Source organism: Enterobacter cloacae complex sp. P38RS, from assembly GCF_014930775.1.
GTDB lineage: Bacteria > Pseudomonadota > Gammaproteobacteria > Enterobacterales > Enterobacteriaceae > Enterobacter > Enterobacter bugandensis.
On sequence record NZ_JADBRS010000014.1, the window covers coordinates 63,293 to 77,575 of the forward strand.

A 14,283-nucleotide genomic window follows, 5' to 3' on the forward strand; every position below is an offset into this window, starting at 1 on the left:
CAACGTCCGTTGTAATCAGGAAATTTCATGGAAAATCAACCTAAGTTGAATAGCAGTAAAGAAGTTATCGCATTTCTGGCCGAGCGTTTCCCTCAGTGCTTCAGCGCGGAAGGTGAAGCACGTCCCCTGAAAGTCGGTATTTTTCAGGATCTGGTAGCGCGTGTTGAAGGGGAAATGAACCTCAGCAAAACTCAGCTGCGTTCTGCCTTACGTCTTTATACTTCGAGCTGGCGTTACCTGTACGGTATCAAACCGGGCGCGACCCGCGTGGATCTCGACGGCAACCCTTGTGGCGAGCTGGACGAGCAGCACGTAGAACACGCGCGCAAGCAGCTGGAAGAAGCCAAAGCACGCGTTCAGGCACAACGTGCAGAACAGCAGGCGAAAAAACGCGAAGCCGCAGCGGCAAACGGCCAGGAAGAAGCGCCTCGTCGTGAGCGTAAACCACGTCCTGCGCCGCGTCGTCACGACAATAACGATCGCAAACCGCGTGCAGACAAACCAGCAGCGAAAGCCCCTCGTGCGCCTCGTGAAGAGCAGCGCCATACTCCGGTTTCTGACATTAACGCCCTGAGCGTGGGTCAGGCTCTGAAAGTAAAAGCGGGCAACAACGCAATGGACGCCACCGTACTGGAAATCACCAAAGATGGCGTTCGTGTACAGCTGACTTCTGGTATGTCAATGATTGTACGCGCAGAACACTTGTTGTTCTGAAACGGAGGCCAAGCCTGGCATGAACACTTTTTTTAAGCTCACCGCGCTGGCGGGCCTGTTTGCCATAACAGGTCACGCTTTCGCAGTGGACGATATCACGCGTGTTGATCAAATTCCGGTACTCAAGGAAGAGACGCAGCACGCGACGGTAAGCGAGCGTGTAACCTCTCGCTTTACCCGCTCGCACTATCGTCAGTTCGATCTCGATCAGGCCTTTTCGGCCAAAATCTTTGACCGCTATCTGAACTTGCTGGATTACAGCCATAACGTTTTGCTCGCCAGCGATGTCGAGCAGTTCGCTAAGCGCAAATCCGAGGTGGGTGATGAGCTGCGGTCAGGCAAGCTGGATCTGTTCTACGATCTCTACAACCTGTCGCAGAAGCGCCGCTTTGAACGCTATCAGTACGCGCTGAAAGTGCTGGAACGTCCAATGGACTTCACCGGCAACGATACCTTTAATCTCGATCGCAGCAAAGCGCCCTGGCCGAAAGACGAAGCCGAGCTGAACGCGCTGTGGGATGGAAAGGTCAAATACGACGAGCTGAGCCTCAAGCTGACCGGCAAAGATGAAAAAGAGATCCGCGACACGCTGACGCGTCGTTACAAATTTGCCATTCGCCGTCTGGCGCAGACCAACAGTGAAGATGTTTTCTCACTGGCGATGACCGCCTTTGCGCACGAAATCGATCCGCACACCAACTATCTCTCTCCACGCAATACCGAACAGTTCAATACTGAGATGAGCCTGTCTCTGGAAGGTATTGGCGCGGTACTGCAAATGGATGATGACTACACGGTGATCAACTCCATGGTCGCGGGCGGCCCGGCATCCAAAAGCAAAGCGATAAGCGTAGGCGATCGCATTGTGGGGGTAGGACAAACCGGTCAGAGCATGGTTGATGTCATTGGCTGGCGTCTGGACGATGTGGTTGCGCTGATCAAAGGTCCGAAAGGCAGCAAAGTTCGTCTGGAAATTCTGCCTGCCGGTAAAGGCACCAAAACCCGTATCGTGACCCTGACCCGCGAGCGTATCCGTCTGGAAGACCGCGCGGTGAAAATGTCGGTGAAAACCGTGGGTAAAGAGAAGGTGGGTGTCCTGGATATCCCTGGCTTCTACGTGGGGCTGACCGACGATGTAAAAGTTCAGCTGCAGAAACTTGAGAAGCAGAACGTGAGCAGCGTCATTATCGACCTGCGCACGAACGGTGGCGGTGCGCTGACCGAAGCGGTGTCGCTCTCAGGCCTGTTTATCCCGTCTGGCCCGGTTGTACAGGTGCGAGATAACAACGGTAAAGTTCGTGAAGATGCTGATAACGACGGTGTGGTCTATTACAAAGGCCCGCTGGTGGTCCTGGTTGACCGCTTCAGCGCGTCCGCATCTGAAATCTTTGCCGCTGCAATGCAGGACTATGGCCGCGCGCTAATCGTGGGGGAGCCCACCTTCGGCAAAGGTACTGTTCAGCAGTATCGCTCGCTGAACCGTATTTACGATCAGATGCTGCGTCCGGAATGGCCTGCGCTGGGCTCCGTTCAGTACACCATTCAGAAGTTCTACCGCGTTAACGGCGGCAGTACGCAGCGTAAAGGCGTAACGCCGGATATCATGATGCCGACCGGCACGGAAGAGACCGAAACCGGCGAGAAGTTTGAAGATAACGCGTTGCCGTGGGACAGCATCAATGCTGCGACATTCGTGAAGGCAGGTGATATGACGCAGTTTGGCCCTGAGCTGCTGAAAGCGCATAATGAACGCATCGCGAAAGACCCGGAATTCCAGTACATAATGAAGGACATTGCGCGTTTCAATGCCCTGAAAGATAAGCGGAATATTGTTTCTCTGAACTACGCTCAGCGTGAAAAAGAGAACAACGAGGACGACGCAACGCGTCTGGCGCGTATCAACGATCGCTTCAAGCGAGAAGGTAAGCCTCTGCTCAAGAAACTGGACGATCTGCCAAAAGATTACCAGGAGCCGGATCCGTACCTGGACGAGACGGTGCATATCGCGCTCGACCTGGCGAATCTGGAAAAAGAGAAGCCTGCCGTACAGCCCGCTCCGGCAAAATAATCTCCCAACAGGCACAAGAAATTGTGCCTGTTTCTTTTTGTTCTGCATCCTTCCGTCAGGCTGATTTCCAATTGTGTAAAGTTGTGTCTTTCTGGTGACTTACGCCCACCGGATGCTTGAAAATAGCCGTAATACCCATACGATGTGGGTAATCGCATAGTGCGTTTTGTTAAACTGAGGTTAAAAGAAAATTATGATGCGAATCGCGCTCTTCCTGCTCACCAACCTGGCGGTGATGGTGGTTTTCGGGCTAGTGCTAAGCCTGACGGGAATTCAGTCGAGCAGCGTTCAGGGTCTGTTGATTATGGCGCTGCTGTTTGGTTTTGGTGGCTCTTTCATTTCCCTGCTGATGTCAAAGTGGATGGCGCTGAAATCCGTAGGCGGTGAAGTGATTGAACAGCCGCGTAACGACATGGAACAGTGGCTGATGAATACGGTGGCACAGCAGTCTAAGCAGGCAGGCATTGCGATGCCGCAGGTTGCTATTTACCATGCCCCGGATATTAACGCGTTTGCTACGGGTGCCCGTCGTGATGCGTCGCTGGTTGCCGTGAGCACCGGGTTGTTGCAGAACATGAGCCGTGATGAAGCCGAAGCGGTTATCGCGCACGAAATCAGCCATATCGCCAACGGTGACATGGTGACCATGACCCTGATTCAGGGTGTGGTGAACACCTTCGTTATCTTCATCTCCCGTATCCTGGCGCAGATTGCGGCTGGCTTCATGGGCGGCAACCGTGATGAAGGTGAAGAGAGCAACGGTAATCCGCTGATCTACTTCGCCGTATCGATGGTGCTGGAACTGGTGTTCGGTATTCTGGCCAGCATTATCACCATGTGGTTCTCCCGTCACCGTGAGTTCCATGCGGATGCCGGTTCAGCGAAGCTGGTAGGGCGTGAAAAGATGATTGCCGCCCTGCAGCGTCTGAAAACCAGCTACGAGCCGCAGGAAGCGAACAGCATGATGGCCTTCTGCATCAACGGCAAATCAAAGTCGCTGAGCGAGTTGTTTATGTCTCACCCGCCGCTGGATAAACGTATTGAAGCGCTGCGCAGTGGAGAATACCTGAAGTAACGCTAAGCGCTTAAATAAGCCGGGCAGGAGAAGACTCCGCCCGGCTTTTTTTATGCCTGAACGCCGGGTTGGGTCACGCGCAACCCGCTGACGATGGCTGCAAGGGTGGCAAGCGCACCTGCGGTGAGAAGCGCAACGTGGTTGCCGTTTTGCCCGGCAAGGTTAAACATCAGGGCAACCAGCGCCGCACCGGTGCTTTGCCCCAGCAGACGCGCGGTCCCCAACATGCCGCTGGCCCCTCCGCTGCGGTTGCGCGGCGCAGAGGTAATAATGGTGTGGTTGTTGGGGGACTGAAACAGGCCAAACCCGGCTCCGCACAGAATCATGCGCCAGATGATGTCCAGATCCCCTGGCGATGATGGAAGCAGCGCCAGCGCGAAAAGACCTGTTGCCATCACGGCCAGCCCCACCGCGCCCAACAAACCGGCATGTACACGTTCTATTAAATAACCTGCCAGGGGGGCCATCACCATCGTCGCCAGCGGCCAGGGGGTTAACAGCAGCCCGGTCTCCACTTCGGAACGTCCTATCACGCTTTGCAGGAAGAAGGGCAGAGAAACCAGAGCCAGCATCTGGGCGCAGAATGAGCAGACGGAGGTGCAGATGGAAAGCGAAAAGAGGGGAATACGCAGCAGATCGACCGGCAGTAAGGGCACCGGCAGGGAAAGCTGGCGGCGAACAAAGAAGAAGCCCGTCACCAGCAGGGCAACAAGCTCCACGGCGGTTAGCATCAGGGATTGACCCTGCGCAAAACCGCTCAGGGCGGTAATCAGCAGACCAAAGGTGAGCGCATTCATCACCGCGCTTGCTACGTCAAAGCGCGGCATGGTGTTTTTCGGGCCGTTAGCGGGGAGAAATCGCAGGGCAAAGAAGATGGCTACGATACCCAGCGGTACGTTTATGGCGAACAGCCACTGCCACGAGGCGACAGAAAGAATGGCCGCTGCAATCGTTGGCCCTGCGGCAGAAGAGACCGCGACAATAAACGAATTTATCCCCATGCCGCGGCCCAGATGGCGGTGCGGATAAATTAGGCGGATTAGCGCCGTATTGACGCTCATCAGCGCCGCGCCGCCAAAACCTTGCGCGATGCGCGCCAGCGTCAGCGTATGCAGAGAGTCCGAAAGGGCGCACAGCAGTGATGTAAAGGTAAATACCACCAGCCCGCACTGATATACCCGACGGTAGCCGAACATATCGCCCAGAAAAGAAAAGGAGAGCAGGGAAACCACAATCGCAATCTGATAGGCGTTAACAATCCATATCGAACTGGCCGGGGAAGCATGCAGATCGGTGGCAATGGTGGGAAGGGCAACGTTCGCAATCGCGCCGTCAAGAACGGCCATTGAGATACCAATAATAATCGTAGCGATAGCGCCATACCGCTGGGGCAAAGGCAGGCCATCGGAAAGGTTCTTTTCCATCGGGGATAAATAGCTCAGAGTGAAATTATTCTCAGGGTAACTATTTTAGCATCGTTAACACCGTTTTATGTCGCAGATTTGTAACGAAGTAAACGCGGATTGATTGCAGGTAACATGACGGGAATTTATAATAAAAACCGGTTCTGATTTTTATAAAACACTCTCTATGAGGTGGTAAATGGCAATTGCGGATTTGGATAAACAGCCAGATTCAGTTTCTTCCGTGCTGAAGGTGTTTGGCATCTTACAGGCGCTCGGGGAAGAGCGTGAAATTGGTATCACAGAGTTGTCACAGCGCGTGATGATGTCGAAAAGCACCGTTTACCGCTTTTTGCAAACCATGAAATCACTGGGTTACGTTGCACAGGAAGGCGAATCTGAAAAATATTCTCTGACGCTGAAACTGTTTGAACTGGGTGCCCGGGCATTGCAAAACGTGGATCTGATCCGTAGCGCGGATATTCAGATGCGCGAGATCTCCCGCCTGACCAAGGAGACTATCCACCTGGGCGCGCTGGATGAAGACAGTATTGTTTACATCCATAAAATTGACTCCATGTATAACCTGCGTATGTATTCGCGCATTGGTCGTCGCAACCCGCTTTACAGCACGGCAATCGGTAAGGTTCTGCTGGCGTGGCGCGATCGTGAAGAAGTTAAACAGATCCTCGATGGCGTGGAGTACAAACGCAGCACAGAACGCACCATTACTAACACCGATGAGTTATTAACGGTGCTCGACAAGGTGCGTGAGCAAGGGTACGGCGAAGATAACGAAGAGCAGGAAGAAGGGCTGCGCTGTATTGGCGTTCCGGTGTTTGACCGTTTTGGCGTCGTGATCGCGGGGTTGAGCATCTCTTTCCCAACGCTTCGCTTCTCGGAAGAGCGCCTGCACGAGTACGTGGCTATTCTGCATACCGCCGCGCGTAAGATTTCTGAACAGATGGGTTACCACGACTATCCGTTCTAACCCCGGTTAGCATAAAAAAAACGCCGCATCTTTGCGGCGTTTTTTATTCGTCGTTAACGCTGTGGCTCAGCCATTATCAATCACGACGGAGGTCTTACGCAGTACCGGGCAGTTGGTTAACCCAATGATCCCGCTATCAGAATGGAGATACTGCGCCGTGCTGACTCCCTGTGCTGTTAAATACTTACATTGAATGCCTAACCCTGCGGCGTTTTCGGTGCTTCCCACCAGCACGCCATAACCCGTTAAAAGAAGGCCAATCCAGAGTATCGCCAGTGCAACAATTGTACGAATAATTAAGCGCATTATTACCTCTTTATCATTGTTATCATGATGCTAGCCTAACCGGTTTACGTAATGAAACAAGTGCAGGATTCTGAAAAGAGCCTGATGGCGCTACAGTTAGTCCTTGTTTAAGATAACCGTGATAACCTGGTCATATCAGGTCTGTAAACGGAGTGTGGAGTGAAAAAAATACGCTGGGTGATTCTGATTATCGTGCTGATAGCGTGCGTGGTATTGTGGACGCAGACTATCAACGTGATGTGCGATCAGGATGTACAGTTTTTTAGCGGCGTTTGCGCAATCAATAAGTTTATTCCGTGGTAGCACGCATTTTTTCTTCAGGTGATTTCCTTCCTTCGCGCCAGTGGTAAAATAGACGTTTTTATTGAGGTGGTGAAATGGGTGAGTTACTGAATTCAGGGCTGCTAAATATGGCATCCCTGACGATCTCTTTGGTTGTTCTGCTGGTGGGGCTGGTCATTTGGTTTTTCGTAAACCGTGCCAGTTCACGTACCAATGAGCAGATCGAACTGCTGGAAGCGCTGCTTGAGCAGCAAAAACGGCAGAATGCACTGTTGCGTCGTCTGTGCGAGGCTAACGAGCCGGAAGAGAAAGAAGCACAAAAAGAAGCGGTCGCTGACGAGAACAACGATCAAGACGATTTTATCCGCCTGGTGGCTGAGCGTTAATCGTATTATTCCGGGAGGTGGCAGTGGTCTGGAAAAATCCCTGGTATGACCCCTCCCTGAAACATCACACCCCAAACGGTTTTCGTAATACCACTTCTGCAGGACACCAGCCTGGCGACCTTGACCGCTGGCGCAAAGAACGCAAAGCAGCTGGCTTACCGAAGCCGCCCGCGCTCGGCTACGATGACTTTATCCGGCGGTGGTGGCAACCGGCCGATCTTCAGCAGCCGCAGCAGGATGGGGCGTGGTGGCTCGGACATGCGAGCATCCTGCTGCAGCTGGACGGCAATTTCCTTCTTACCGATCCCGTTTTTTCAAGGCGCGCTTCTCCACTTCCTTTCTTAGGGCCGCAGCGTAGAACGCCTCCGGCACTCTCTGTCGATCAGCTGCACCAGCTTGACGCGGTCGTTATCTCGCATAACCATTACGATCATCTTGATGAACTCACTGTTCGCCACATTCTCAAACGCTTTCCGGACGTTAGCGTGTTTGTTCCTTTAGGCCTGGGCGGCTGGTTTCGCCGCCGGGGCGCAAAACAGGTGGTTGAGCTCGACTGGTGGCAGAGTTATACCTGGCAGGGGATAACATTATCCGCCGTACCGGCGCAGCACTGGAGTATGCGCACGCTCTGGAACCGCAATCGCTCATTGTGGTGCGGCTGGGTCTTTGAAGGGCGGCATCACCGGTTCTGGTTTAGTGGTGATACCGGCTATTCGCCTGAGCTGCTGTTGATACCGGAACGTTTGGGGAAAATTGATGCTGCAGCATTGCCCGTTGGCGCCTATGCTCCACGATGGTTTATGGCCGTACACCATATGGATCCCCAGTCTGCCGTTGCGCTGTGGCAACAGTTAGGTTGCCCGCTGGCGTTCCCTGTTCACTGGGGCGTGTTTGAGCTGGCGGATGAAGCGCTGGATGACCCCATAAAAGAATTAACTGATGCGCTGGATAATGTAGCACCAGTTAATAATACTTTCAGGATACTGAAAGTTGGCGAGTATTTACCCTTATAAACGAAGCGATAAATTGTTGCGTATATTGTGTATGTATTCGTCGTCAGGAAAATTTTAATTTTATCGAAACGTTTTGCTTGCCTTGTTTTGATGCAGAGTCATAAAAATTTCATTATTTTGGTGCATAACACTGCTAATTACCTGATGGATTTTAATACAGAAGGGTGCGGATTATTAACATCCTTTTTGGCTGAAACAATACGGTCACGTTACAATGATTTAAGCATAAGTTTTCACAATTTGTTCTAACTCAATCAACGCCAAAGATTTCTTTTCCCGAATGCTGGACGCATTGTAATGATTGAGCTATGTTAAAAAAGTCTTAGATTACAGCGGTTGTGCAAGCAGCGTTGAGTCTGTGTAAGGGAGTATAGCCGTCTGTTTGAGAAGCGCATAATTGTGCAATTCCTTACAGACAGTGTTCGAATTTGTGCGGCGGATCGAGACATGTTTAAAAATGGCTTGCCATATTAAACATAGTGTGTGATAACACGTTTTGGGTCAAACGAGGTACAGTTCTGTTTATGTGTGGCATTTTCAGTAAAGAAGTCCTGAGTAAACACGTTGTCGTTGAATACCGCTTCTCTGCCGAACCTTATATTAGTGCCTCATGCAGTAATGTCTCAGTTTTATCTCAGTTAATGCCTGCGGGCTAAGAAAACACTCTAAGGAATTTTGCAAAATGGCAAAGATTAAAGGTCAAGTTAAGTGGTTCAACGAGTCTAAAGGTTTTGGTTTCATTACTCCTGCTGATGGCAGCAAAGACGTGTTCGTACACTTCTCTGCAATCCAGGGTAACGGCTTCAAAACTCTGGCCGAAGGCCAGAACGTTGAGTTCGAAATTCAGGACGGCCAGAAAGGCCCAGCTGCAGTTAACGTAACTGCTATCTGATCGAACCGCTGCTGACTGGGGCGCATAGCGCTTCACTCTCAGACATAAAGCCTCGCATCATGCGGGGCTTTTTTATTCCCTATCTTTCAAAATATTACTATCTACGGTCTTGTTAGCAACTTGTTGCAAAGCTGCGAGGTTAGTATCACAGTTTCGCCTCCCTAAGCGCATCTTTTCTCGTTAAATCAGAGCGTTGTTTAACAGCCCTGGGGTTCAGGTGAAGAAAAAATTGATATTAACCGCTGGCAATTTCACGCCGGCGCGTTTCGCGCTGCTCTGTTTCGCTATTTTCTGCAGTCTGGCCTTTTTACTTGGCCGCGTTGCCTGGCTACAAATCATCAAACCTGACAATCTGGTGAAGCAGGAAGATATGCGATCCCTCCGTCAGCTGGCGATTGATGCGCCGCGTGGGATGATTATGGATCGTGAAGGCCGACCGCTGGCGGTCAGCGTGCCCGTCCGGGCCGTATGGGCCGATCCAAAAACGGTGCTGGCAAAAGGGGGCGTTGGGTTTGATGAACGCTGGCAGGCGCTGGCGAGCGCGCTGCATCTTTCGTTGAGCACCCTTTCATCACGGATTAACGCCAACCCCCAGGGACGCTTCATCTACCTGGCGCGTCAGGTCGATCCTGCTCAGGCGAAGTGGATTGATAAGCTCAATTTACCCGGCATTAATTTGCGCGATGAATCCCGCCGCTTTTACCCGGCAGGCCACGTGGCGGCGAACCTGATTGGCTTCACCAATATTGACGGGCAGGGCATTGAAGGGGTGGAGAAAAGCTTCAACACTCAGCTGACCGGTAAAGCGGGTGTCCGACAGGTCCGGGAGGATCGCTACGGGCGCGTGGTTGAAAACCTGACGGAAGTGGCGCCCACGCCGGCACATAACATCCAGTTGAGTATTGACGAGCGGCTGCAAACCATTACCGAAGACGCGCTGGACAATGCCGTCGCCTGGAATAAGGCCGAGTCAGGGGCGTCGGTGCTCATTAATATCCCCACCGGGGAAATACTCGCCATGGCGAGCTATCCGGATTTCAATCCCAATAACCGTGAAGGCGCGACGATAAACGATTTTCGCAACCGGGCAATCAGCGATACGTTCGAGCCCGGTTCGACCGTTAAGCCGCTGGTGTTGATGACGGCTCTGCAGCAGGGGCTGGTCCAGCCGGACAGTGTCATTGATACCCACCCGTATACCCTTGACGGGCATCGTATCCGCGACGTGGGTTATTATCCTGAGCTGACCATGACCGGGATCCTGCAAAAATCGAGCGACACCGGCGTATCCCGGCTCTCGCTGGCGATGCCTGTCCAGCATCTTATTGATACCTATCGAAACTTTGGGTTTGGCACCAACACGGGGCTGGGGTTAACGGGCGAAAGCGCCGGGCTGTTGCCACAGCGTAAATACTGGAGTCAGCTAGACCGCGCGACTTTTGCCTTTGGCTACGGCCTGATGGTCACACCGCTCCAGCTTGCCCACGTCTACGCGACGATTGGCGGCTTCGGGCTTGAGCGTCCACTCTCCATCACCCGCATCGATCCCCCGGTTATCGGCCACCGCGTCATGCCGGAGGAGATCGCGCATGAAGTGGAGCACATGATGGAAAGCGTCGCGCTGCCCGGCGGCGGGGGCGTTAAGGCCGCCGTTCGCGATTATCGCGTGGCGGTTAAGACCGGGACGGCGAAGAAAATTGATGATAGCGGCAAATATGTCGATAAATACGTCGCTTATACCGCAGGCGTTGCGCCTGCCAGCGACCCGCGTTTCGCCCTGGTGGTAGTGATTAACGATCCTCAAAACGGGGCCTACTATGGCGGGGCGGTTTCCGCGCCGGTCTTCAGCGAAATCATGGGCAACGTGCTGCGCCTGGAGAATATCAAACCCGATGGCCTGCCGGCCGGTTCAGACCACCTTATCGTCATGCGGTAATCCAGCCGTTTTATAGCAGGGCGAATAGCGGTACACTTCGCCCTTTGGTTTATCTCCCGGAGTTTCCATGTCCTTCAGCTGTCCCCTTTGCCACGCGTCACTGACGCGCTCAGATAAAAGTTATGCCTGTCCGCAGGGACATCAGTTTGATATGGCGAAAGAAGGGTATGTGAATCTTCTTCCGGTGCAGCACAAGCGCTCCCGCGATCCGGGTGATAGCGCAGAGATGATGCAGGCGCGCAGGGCGTTTCTCGATGCCGGGCACTATCTGCCGCTACGGGAGACGGTAGCGCAGATGCTGGGTGACTTATTGCCTGATTCGGCGTCCGCCATGCTTGATATCGGCTGCGGGGAAGGGTACTACACCGCACGGTTTGCGGATGTGGTGCGGGAGAAGGGGGCCGTGACATTCGGTCTTGACGTGTCGAAAGTGGCGATCCGCGCGGCGGCTAAACGTTACGCTGGCGTGACGTTTTGCGTGGCATCCAGCCACCGGCTGCCGTTTGATAATGCCAGTATGGATGCCATTATCCGCATCTACGCGCCGTGTAAAGCAGATGAGCTGGCGCGCGTGGTGAAGCCCGGAGGCTGGGTGATAACCGTCACGCCGGGTCCGCGTCACCTGATGGAGCTGAAGGGACTCATTTACGACGAGGTGCGTCTGCATGCCCCACACTCTGAACAGCTGACAGGCTTTACGCTGAAGCAGGAGCATTCAGTTGCGTATGAAATGAATTTGAACGGGGAAGAAGCGGTAGCCCTGCTGCAGATGACGCCGTTCGCGTGGCGGGCAAAGCCGGAAGTATGGGATGCGTTAGCGGCTCGGACGACGTTTGTCTGCCAGACAGATTTCAGTATCCACGTCTGGCAGCGCGACGCTTAAGGCGCGAAGTGTGCCCAGAGGATCTGGGCACCAATGCCGATCAGCACAATACCGCCTAAGATCTCGGCGCGTTTACCCAGCAGCGGGCCGATAAACCGCCCGACCATCATGCCCAGCGTGGACATAATCAGCGTTGCACAGCCAATGGCCAGCGCGGTGGCGATAATATTGACCTGCAGGAATGCCAGACCCACCCCGACGGCCATGGCGTCAAGACTGGTTGCGATAGCGGTTGTCACCAGAAGCCAGAAACCGTGGCGGTGCAGCGGTGCTTCATCTTCATCATCATTCCCGCGAAAACCTTCAATCATCATTCGGCCTCCGAGAAACACCAGCAGGACGAACGCAATCCAGTGGTTCCACTCCAGCACGAACTGGCTGGCGAGCATGCCCAAACCCCAGCCGATGAGCGGCGTCAGCGTTTCGATGGCACCAAAGATCAGACCGGTGCGCAGAGCTTCTGTGAATTTAGGTTTGTGAAGCGTGGCGCCTTTGCCGATGGAGGCGGCAAATGCATCCATGGACATGCCAAAAGCGAGAAGGATCGTAGCGGAGATGTTCATAAGAGCGTCCAGACCGGGGATATCCATATGACACATCACTGCCCCCAGTAAACAGCAGTTGATGTATCTATGGTCTCGCCTGATCTCTTTTGCACGGTAAGCGTGCTGAAAGCGATCCGTACGCGCCACGTTTTTCAACGAGTATGTTGACGCGTACATTTCCTGCGTGCAGGAAATCGGCTACTCCCCAACGACGGGCGCAACCTTAACATATTTTGAGAATATAAAACAACAACGAGCAAAGCTTAATTTATCTGCGTCTTTGATAACGATTTTCATTTAGGTTTATGCGTGAAAATATCGTTAATAAATATAAGTCAAAGAGGAGAGAAGATATAGCAACGGCTATATTCTTTGCGAAAGAATATTACAATATATAGCCGAGGTTATAATGTTAAATTATTGAGTTTTAACGAGTAATTTGTAGATTTTCTCAAGGTCATCAATATTTTTGACCCGAATGAGCAGGCGGCGCTGTTCTAATTGCATCACTAACACGCCGTCTTCGGATAAACTCATCTCTTTAATGCGGTTATATTCTATCCATACGTTGGCGAAGAAGAATCCCTGTTTTTTAAAAATGAGTTTTGGCGAGCGGATCCAGAACAGGTAAATCGCCATTAATGCCAGCGCACATAATAACCATGTGGTTAATATTGCACCGTGGCTGGTCACGTTATTGTAAATCAGAATGACCACCAGGCCGGCGAAGATAAATGCATCAATGCGTCCACGGCGTAAGAGGGGAAGGGTTAGCAGCGTCTCGCCATTACGGCGAGGCATAATGAATTCGTCATAGATCGCGTAAGCCAGAAGGGCAACAATAAACAACACCAGTACGATGTCCGTAACAGTCATTCATCCTCCAGATAAAAAGACCGGGGGCAAGCCCCCGGTCGATAACGCAATGTTTTACAGGCCCAGCAGGCCGACAGCGTAGCCCGCGATACCGATGACGAAGAAGCCAACGATGATCCACAGCGGGTTCACTTTCTTACGCAGCAGCCACATACAGGCGAAGGTCAACAGCAGCGGCACCAGGCCAGGCATCAGCTGGTCGAGGATGGTCTGCACGGTGGTAACGCGGGTTTGACCATCCTGACCGGTGATGGTTGAAACCACCAGCGGGATGTTCACGTGCGTCCACTTGTTAACCAGCGCCCCCATCACAAACAGGCCGAGAATAGACGCCCCCTCGGTCAGTTTCTGCAGGAAGCCGCCGCCCATATCCTTAACGATGTCCACGCCCTTACGGTAGCCGTAGGCCACGCCGTAGTAACGGGTCAGCAGACGTACCGCGTTGAACAGGATAAAGAACAGCAGAGGACCGAGCAGGCTGCCGCTCATCGCGATCCCGGCACCCAGCGCCGCGAAGACCGGACGAACAGTACCCCAGAAGATAGGGTCGCCCACGCCGGCCAGCGGACCCATCAGACCGACTTTGATACCGTTGATGGCACCATCGTCAATCTCCGCGCCGTTCGCACGCTGCTCTTCCATCGCCAGCGTCACGCCCAGAACCGGAGCCGCGACGTAAGGATGGGTGTTGAAGAATTCCAGGTGACGCTTAATTGCCTGACGGCGTGCTTCGTTGTTCTCAGGGTAGAGGCGTTTTATCGCCGGCACCATAGAGAAGCAGAAGCCCAGCGCCTGCATACGTTCGAAGTTCCATGAACCCTGAAACAGGTTAGAACGGATGAACACGCCACGAATATCACCCGGAGTGAGTTTTTTCTCGGTGGTAGTTTTTGTCATATCAACCATTTCGCTC

At 53.0% G+C, this 14,283-nt stretch carries 15 protein-coding genes, 1 pseudogene and 1 riboswitch; of the genes and pseudogenes, 11 read left to right on the forward strand and 5 right to left on the reverse strand.

Annotation, left to right across the window (positions count from 1 at the left end):
- Positions 1–27 precede the first annotated feature (27 nt).
- The 3 genes from proQ to htpX all read left to right on the forward strand — a co-directional run bounded on the left by proQ (position 28) and on the right by htpX (position 3,857).
- Positions 28–714, forward strand: coding sequence for an RNA chaperone ProQ (gene proQ, locus IM303_RS16115; protein ID WP_028013543.1), 687 nt, complete (start codon positions 28–30; stop codon positions 712–714).
- A 19-nt stretch (positions 715–733) separates the two neighbouring features.
- Positions 734–2,782, forward strand: coding sequence for a carboxy terminal-processing peptidase (gene prc / locus IM303_RS16120; protein WP_028013542.1), 2,049 nt, complete (start codon positions 734–736; stop codon positions 2,780–2,782).
- Positions 2,783–2,975: 193 nt separating this feature from the next.
- Positions 2,976–3,857, forward strand: coding sequence for a protease HtpX (htpX, locus tag IM303_RS16125; RefSeq protein ID WP_010432647.1), 882 nt, complete (start codon positions 2,976–2,978; stop codon positions 3,855–3,857).
- Positions 3,858–3,907: 50 nt separating this feature from the next.
- On the opposite strand, the gene IM303_RS16130 is transcribed toward htpX, so the two are convergent.
- Positions 3,908–5,281 carry an MFS transporter gene (locus IM303_RS16130; RefSeq protein ID WP_048998658.1) on the reverse strand — a complete coding sequence of 458 codons (1,374 nt, stop codon included), beginning with the start codon at positions 5,279–5,281 and terminating at the stop codon, positions 3,908–3,910.
- Positions 5,282–5,459: 178 nt separating this feature from the next.
- Between IM303_RS16130 and kdgR the strand changes: the two genes are divergently transcribed.
- Entirely contained in the window at positions 5,460–6,251 is a 792-nt protein-coding gene (kdgR, locus tag IM303_RS16135) for a DNA-binding transcriptional regulator KdgR (protein ID WP_014884288.1), read from the forward strand.
- A 66-nt stretch (positions 6,252–6,317) separates the two neighbouring features.
- Here the strand turns inward: kdgR and IM303_RS16140 are convergent, their stop codons facing one another.
- Positions 6,318–6,557 carry a YobH family protein gene (locus tag IM303_RS16140; protein WP_041909477.1) on the reverse strand — a complete coding sequence of 80 codons (240 nt, stop codon included), beginning with the start codon at positions 6,555–6,557 and terminating at the stop codon, positions 6,318–6,320.
- Positions 6,558–6,716: 159 nt separating this feature from the next.
- On the opposite strand from IM303_RS16140, the gene mgrB reads away from it, so the two are divergent.
- The 7 genes and pseudogenes from mgrB to rlmA all read left to right on the forward strand — a co-directional run bounded on the left by mgrB (position 6,717) and on the right by rlmA (position 11,949).
- Positions 6,717–6,860: a PhoP/PhoQ regulator MgrB gene (gene mgrB / locus IM303_RS16145; protein ID WP_006175995.1), complete on the forward strand. Its 144-nt coding sequence runs from the start codon at positions 6,717–6,719 to the stop codon at positions 6,858–6,860.
- Positions 6,861–6,934: 74 nt separating this feature from the next.
- Positions 6,935–7,225, forward strand: a complete 291-nt coding sequence (locus tag IM303_RS16150) for a YebO family protein (RefSeq protein WP_047364849.1) — start codon at positions 6,935–6,937, stop codon at positions 7,223–7,225.
- Positions 7,226–7,248: 23 nt separating this feature from the next.
- Positions 7,249–8,238 carry an MBL fold metallo-hydrolase gene (locus IM303_RS16155; RefSeq protein WP_075206584.1) on the forward strand — a complete coding sequence of 330 codons (990 nt, stop codon included), beginning with the start codon at positions 7,249–7,251 and terminating at the stop codon, positions 8,236–8,238.
- 524 nt (positions 8,239–8,762) lie between these two features.
- A pseudogene (locus IM303_RS16160) lies at positions 8,763–8,907 on the forward strand (DUF2627 domain-containing protein).
- Positions 8,908–8,920: 13 nt separating this feature from the next.
- Positions 8,921–9,130, forward strand: a complete 210-nt coding sequence (gene cspE / locus IM303_RS16165; RefSeq protein WP_001062678.1) for a transcription antiterminator/RNA stability regulator CspE — start codon at positions 8,921–8,923, stop codon at positions 9,128–9,130.
- A 217-nt stretch (positions 9,131–9,347) separates the two neighbouring features.
- On the forward strand, positions 9,348–11,066 hold the full coding sequence (ftsI, locus tag IM303_RS16170; protein WP_028013537.1) for a peptidoglycan glycosyltransferase FtsI: 1,719 nt from the start codon (positions 9,348–9,350) through the stop codon (positions 11,064–11,066).
- Positions 11,067–11,133: 67 nt separating this feature from the next.
- Complete coding sequence (rlmA, locus tag IM303_RS16175) at positions 11,134–11,949, forward strand: 23S rRNA (guanine(745)-N(1))-methyltransferase (protein WP_048998663.1); 816 nt, start codon at positions 11,134–11,136, stop codon at positions 11,947–11,949.
- Here rlmA and mntP read toward each other — a convergent pair.
- The 3 genes from mntP to IM303_RS16190 all read right to left on the reverse strand — a co-directional run bounded on the left by mntP (position 11,946) and on the right by IM303_RS16190 (position 14,276).
- Positions 11,946–12,512, reverse strand: coding sequence for a manganese efflux pump MntP (mntP, locus tag IM303_RS16180; protein WP_041911997.1), 567 nt, complete (start codon positions 12,510–12,512; stop codon positions 11,946–11,948). The genes rlmA and mntP overlap by 4 nt on opposite strands.
- 10 nt (positions 12,513–12,522) lie before the next feature.
- Positions 12,523–12,713: riboswitch (yybP-ykoY riboswitch) on the reverse strand.
- Between the two features lie 198 nt (positions 12,714–12,911).
- Complete coding sequence (locus IM303_RS16185) at positions 12,912–13,370, reverse strand: DUF986 family protein (RefSeq protein ID WP_048998664.1); 459 nt, start codon at positions 13,368–13,370, stop codon at positions 12,912–12,914.
- 54 nt (positions 13,371–13,424) lie between these two features.
- Positions 13,425–14,276, reverse strand: coding sequence for a PTS mannose transporter subunit IID (locus IM303_RS16190; RefSeq protein ID WP_006810994.1), 852 nt, complete (start codon positions 14,274–14,276; stop codon positions 13,425–13,427).
- Positions 14,277–14,283: the final 7 nt, after the last annotated feature.

What these genes read in the sequence shown, in the direction of transcription:
- proQ (WP_028013543.1), top strand. Translation starts at nt 28, where the DNA reads ATGGAAAATCAACCTAAGTTGAATAGCAGTAAAGAAGTTATCGCATTT.
- prc (WP_028013542.1), top strand. Translation starts at nt 734, where the DNA reads ATGAACACTTTTTTTAAGCTCACCGCGCTGGCGGGCCTGTTTGCCATA.
- htpX (WP_010432647.1), top strand. Translation starts at nt 2,976, where the DNA reads ATGATGCGAATCGCGCTCTTCCTGCTCACCAACCTGGCGGTGATGGTG.
- IM303_RS16130 (WP_048998658.1), bottom strand. Translation starts at nt 5,281, where the DNA reads ATGGAAAAGAACCTTTCCGATGGCCTGCCTTTGCCCCAGCGGTATGGC.
- kdgR (WP_014884288.1), top strand. Translation starts at nt 5,460, where the DNA reads ATGGCAATTGCGGATTTGGATAAACAGCCAGATTCAGTTTCTTCCGTG.
- IM303_RS16140 (WP_041909477.1), bottom strand. Translation starts at nt 6,557, where the DNA reads ATGCGCTTAATTATTCGTACAATTGTTGCACTGGCGATACTCTGGATT.
- IM303_RS16150 (WP_047364849.1), top strand. Translation starts at nt 6,935, where the DNA reads ATGGGTGAGTTACTGAATTCAGGGCTGCTAAATATGGCATCCCTGACG.
- cspE (WP_001062678.1), top strand. Translation starts at nt 8,921, where the DNA reads ATGGCAAAGATTAAAGGTCAAGTTAAGTGGTTCAACGAGTCTAAAGGT.
- rlmA (WP_048998663.1), top strand. Translation starts at nt 11,134, where the DNA reads ATGTCCTTCAGCTGTCCCCTTTGCCACGCGTCACTGACGCGCTCAGAT.
- mntP (WP_041911997.1), bottom strand. Translation starts at nt 12,512, where the DNA reads ATGAACATCTCCGCTACGATCCTTCTCGCTTTTGGCATGTCCATGGAT.
- IM303_RS16185 (WP_048998664.1), bottom strand. Translation starts at nt 13,370, where the DNA reads ATGACTGTTACGGACATCGTACTGGTGTTGTTTATTGTTGCCCTTCTG.
- IM303_RS16190 (WP_006810994.1), bottom strand. Translation starts at nt 14,276, where the DNA reads ATGGTTGATATGACAAAAACTACCACCGAGAAAAAACTCACTCCGGGT.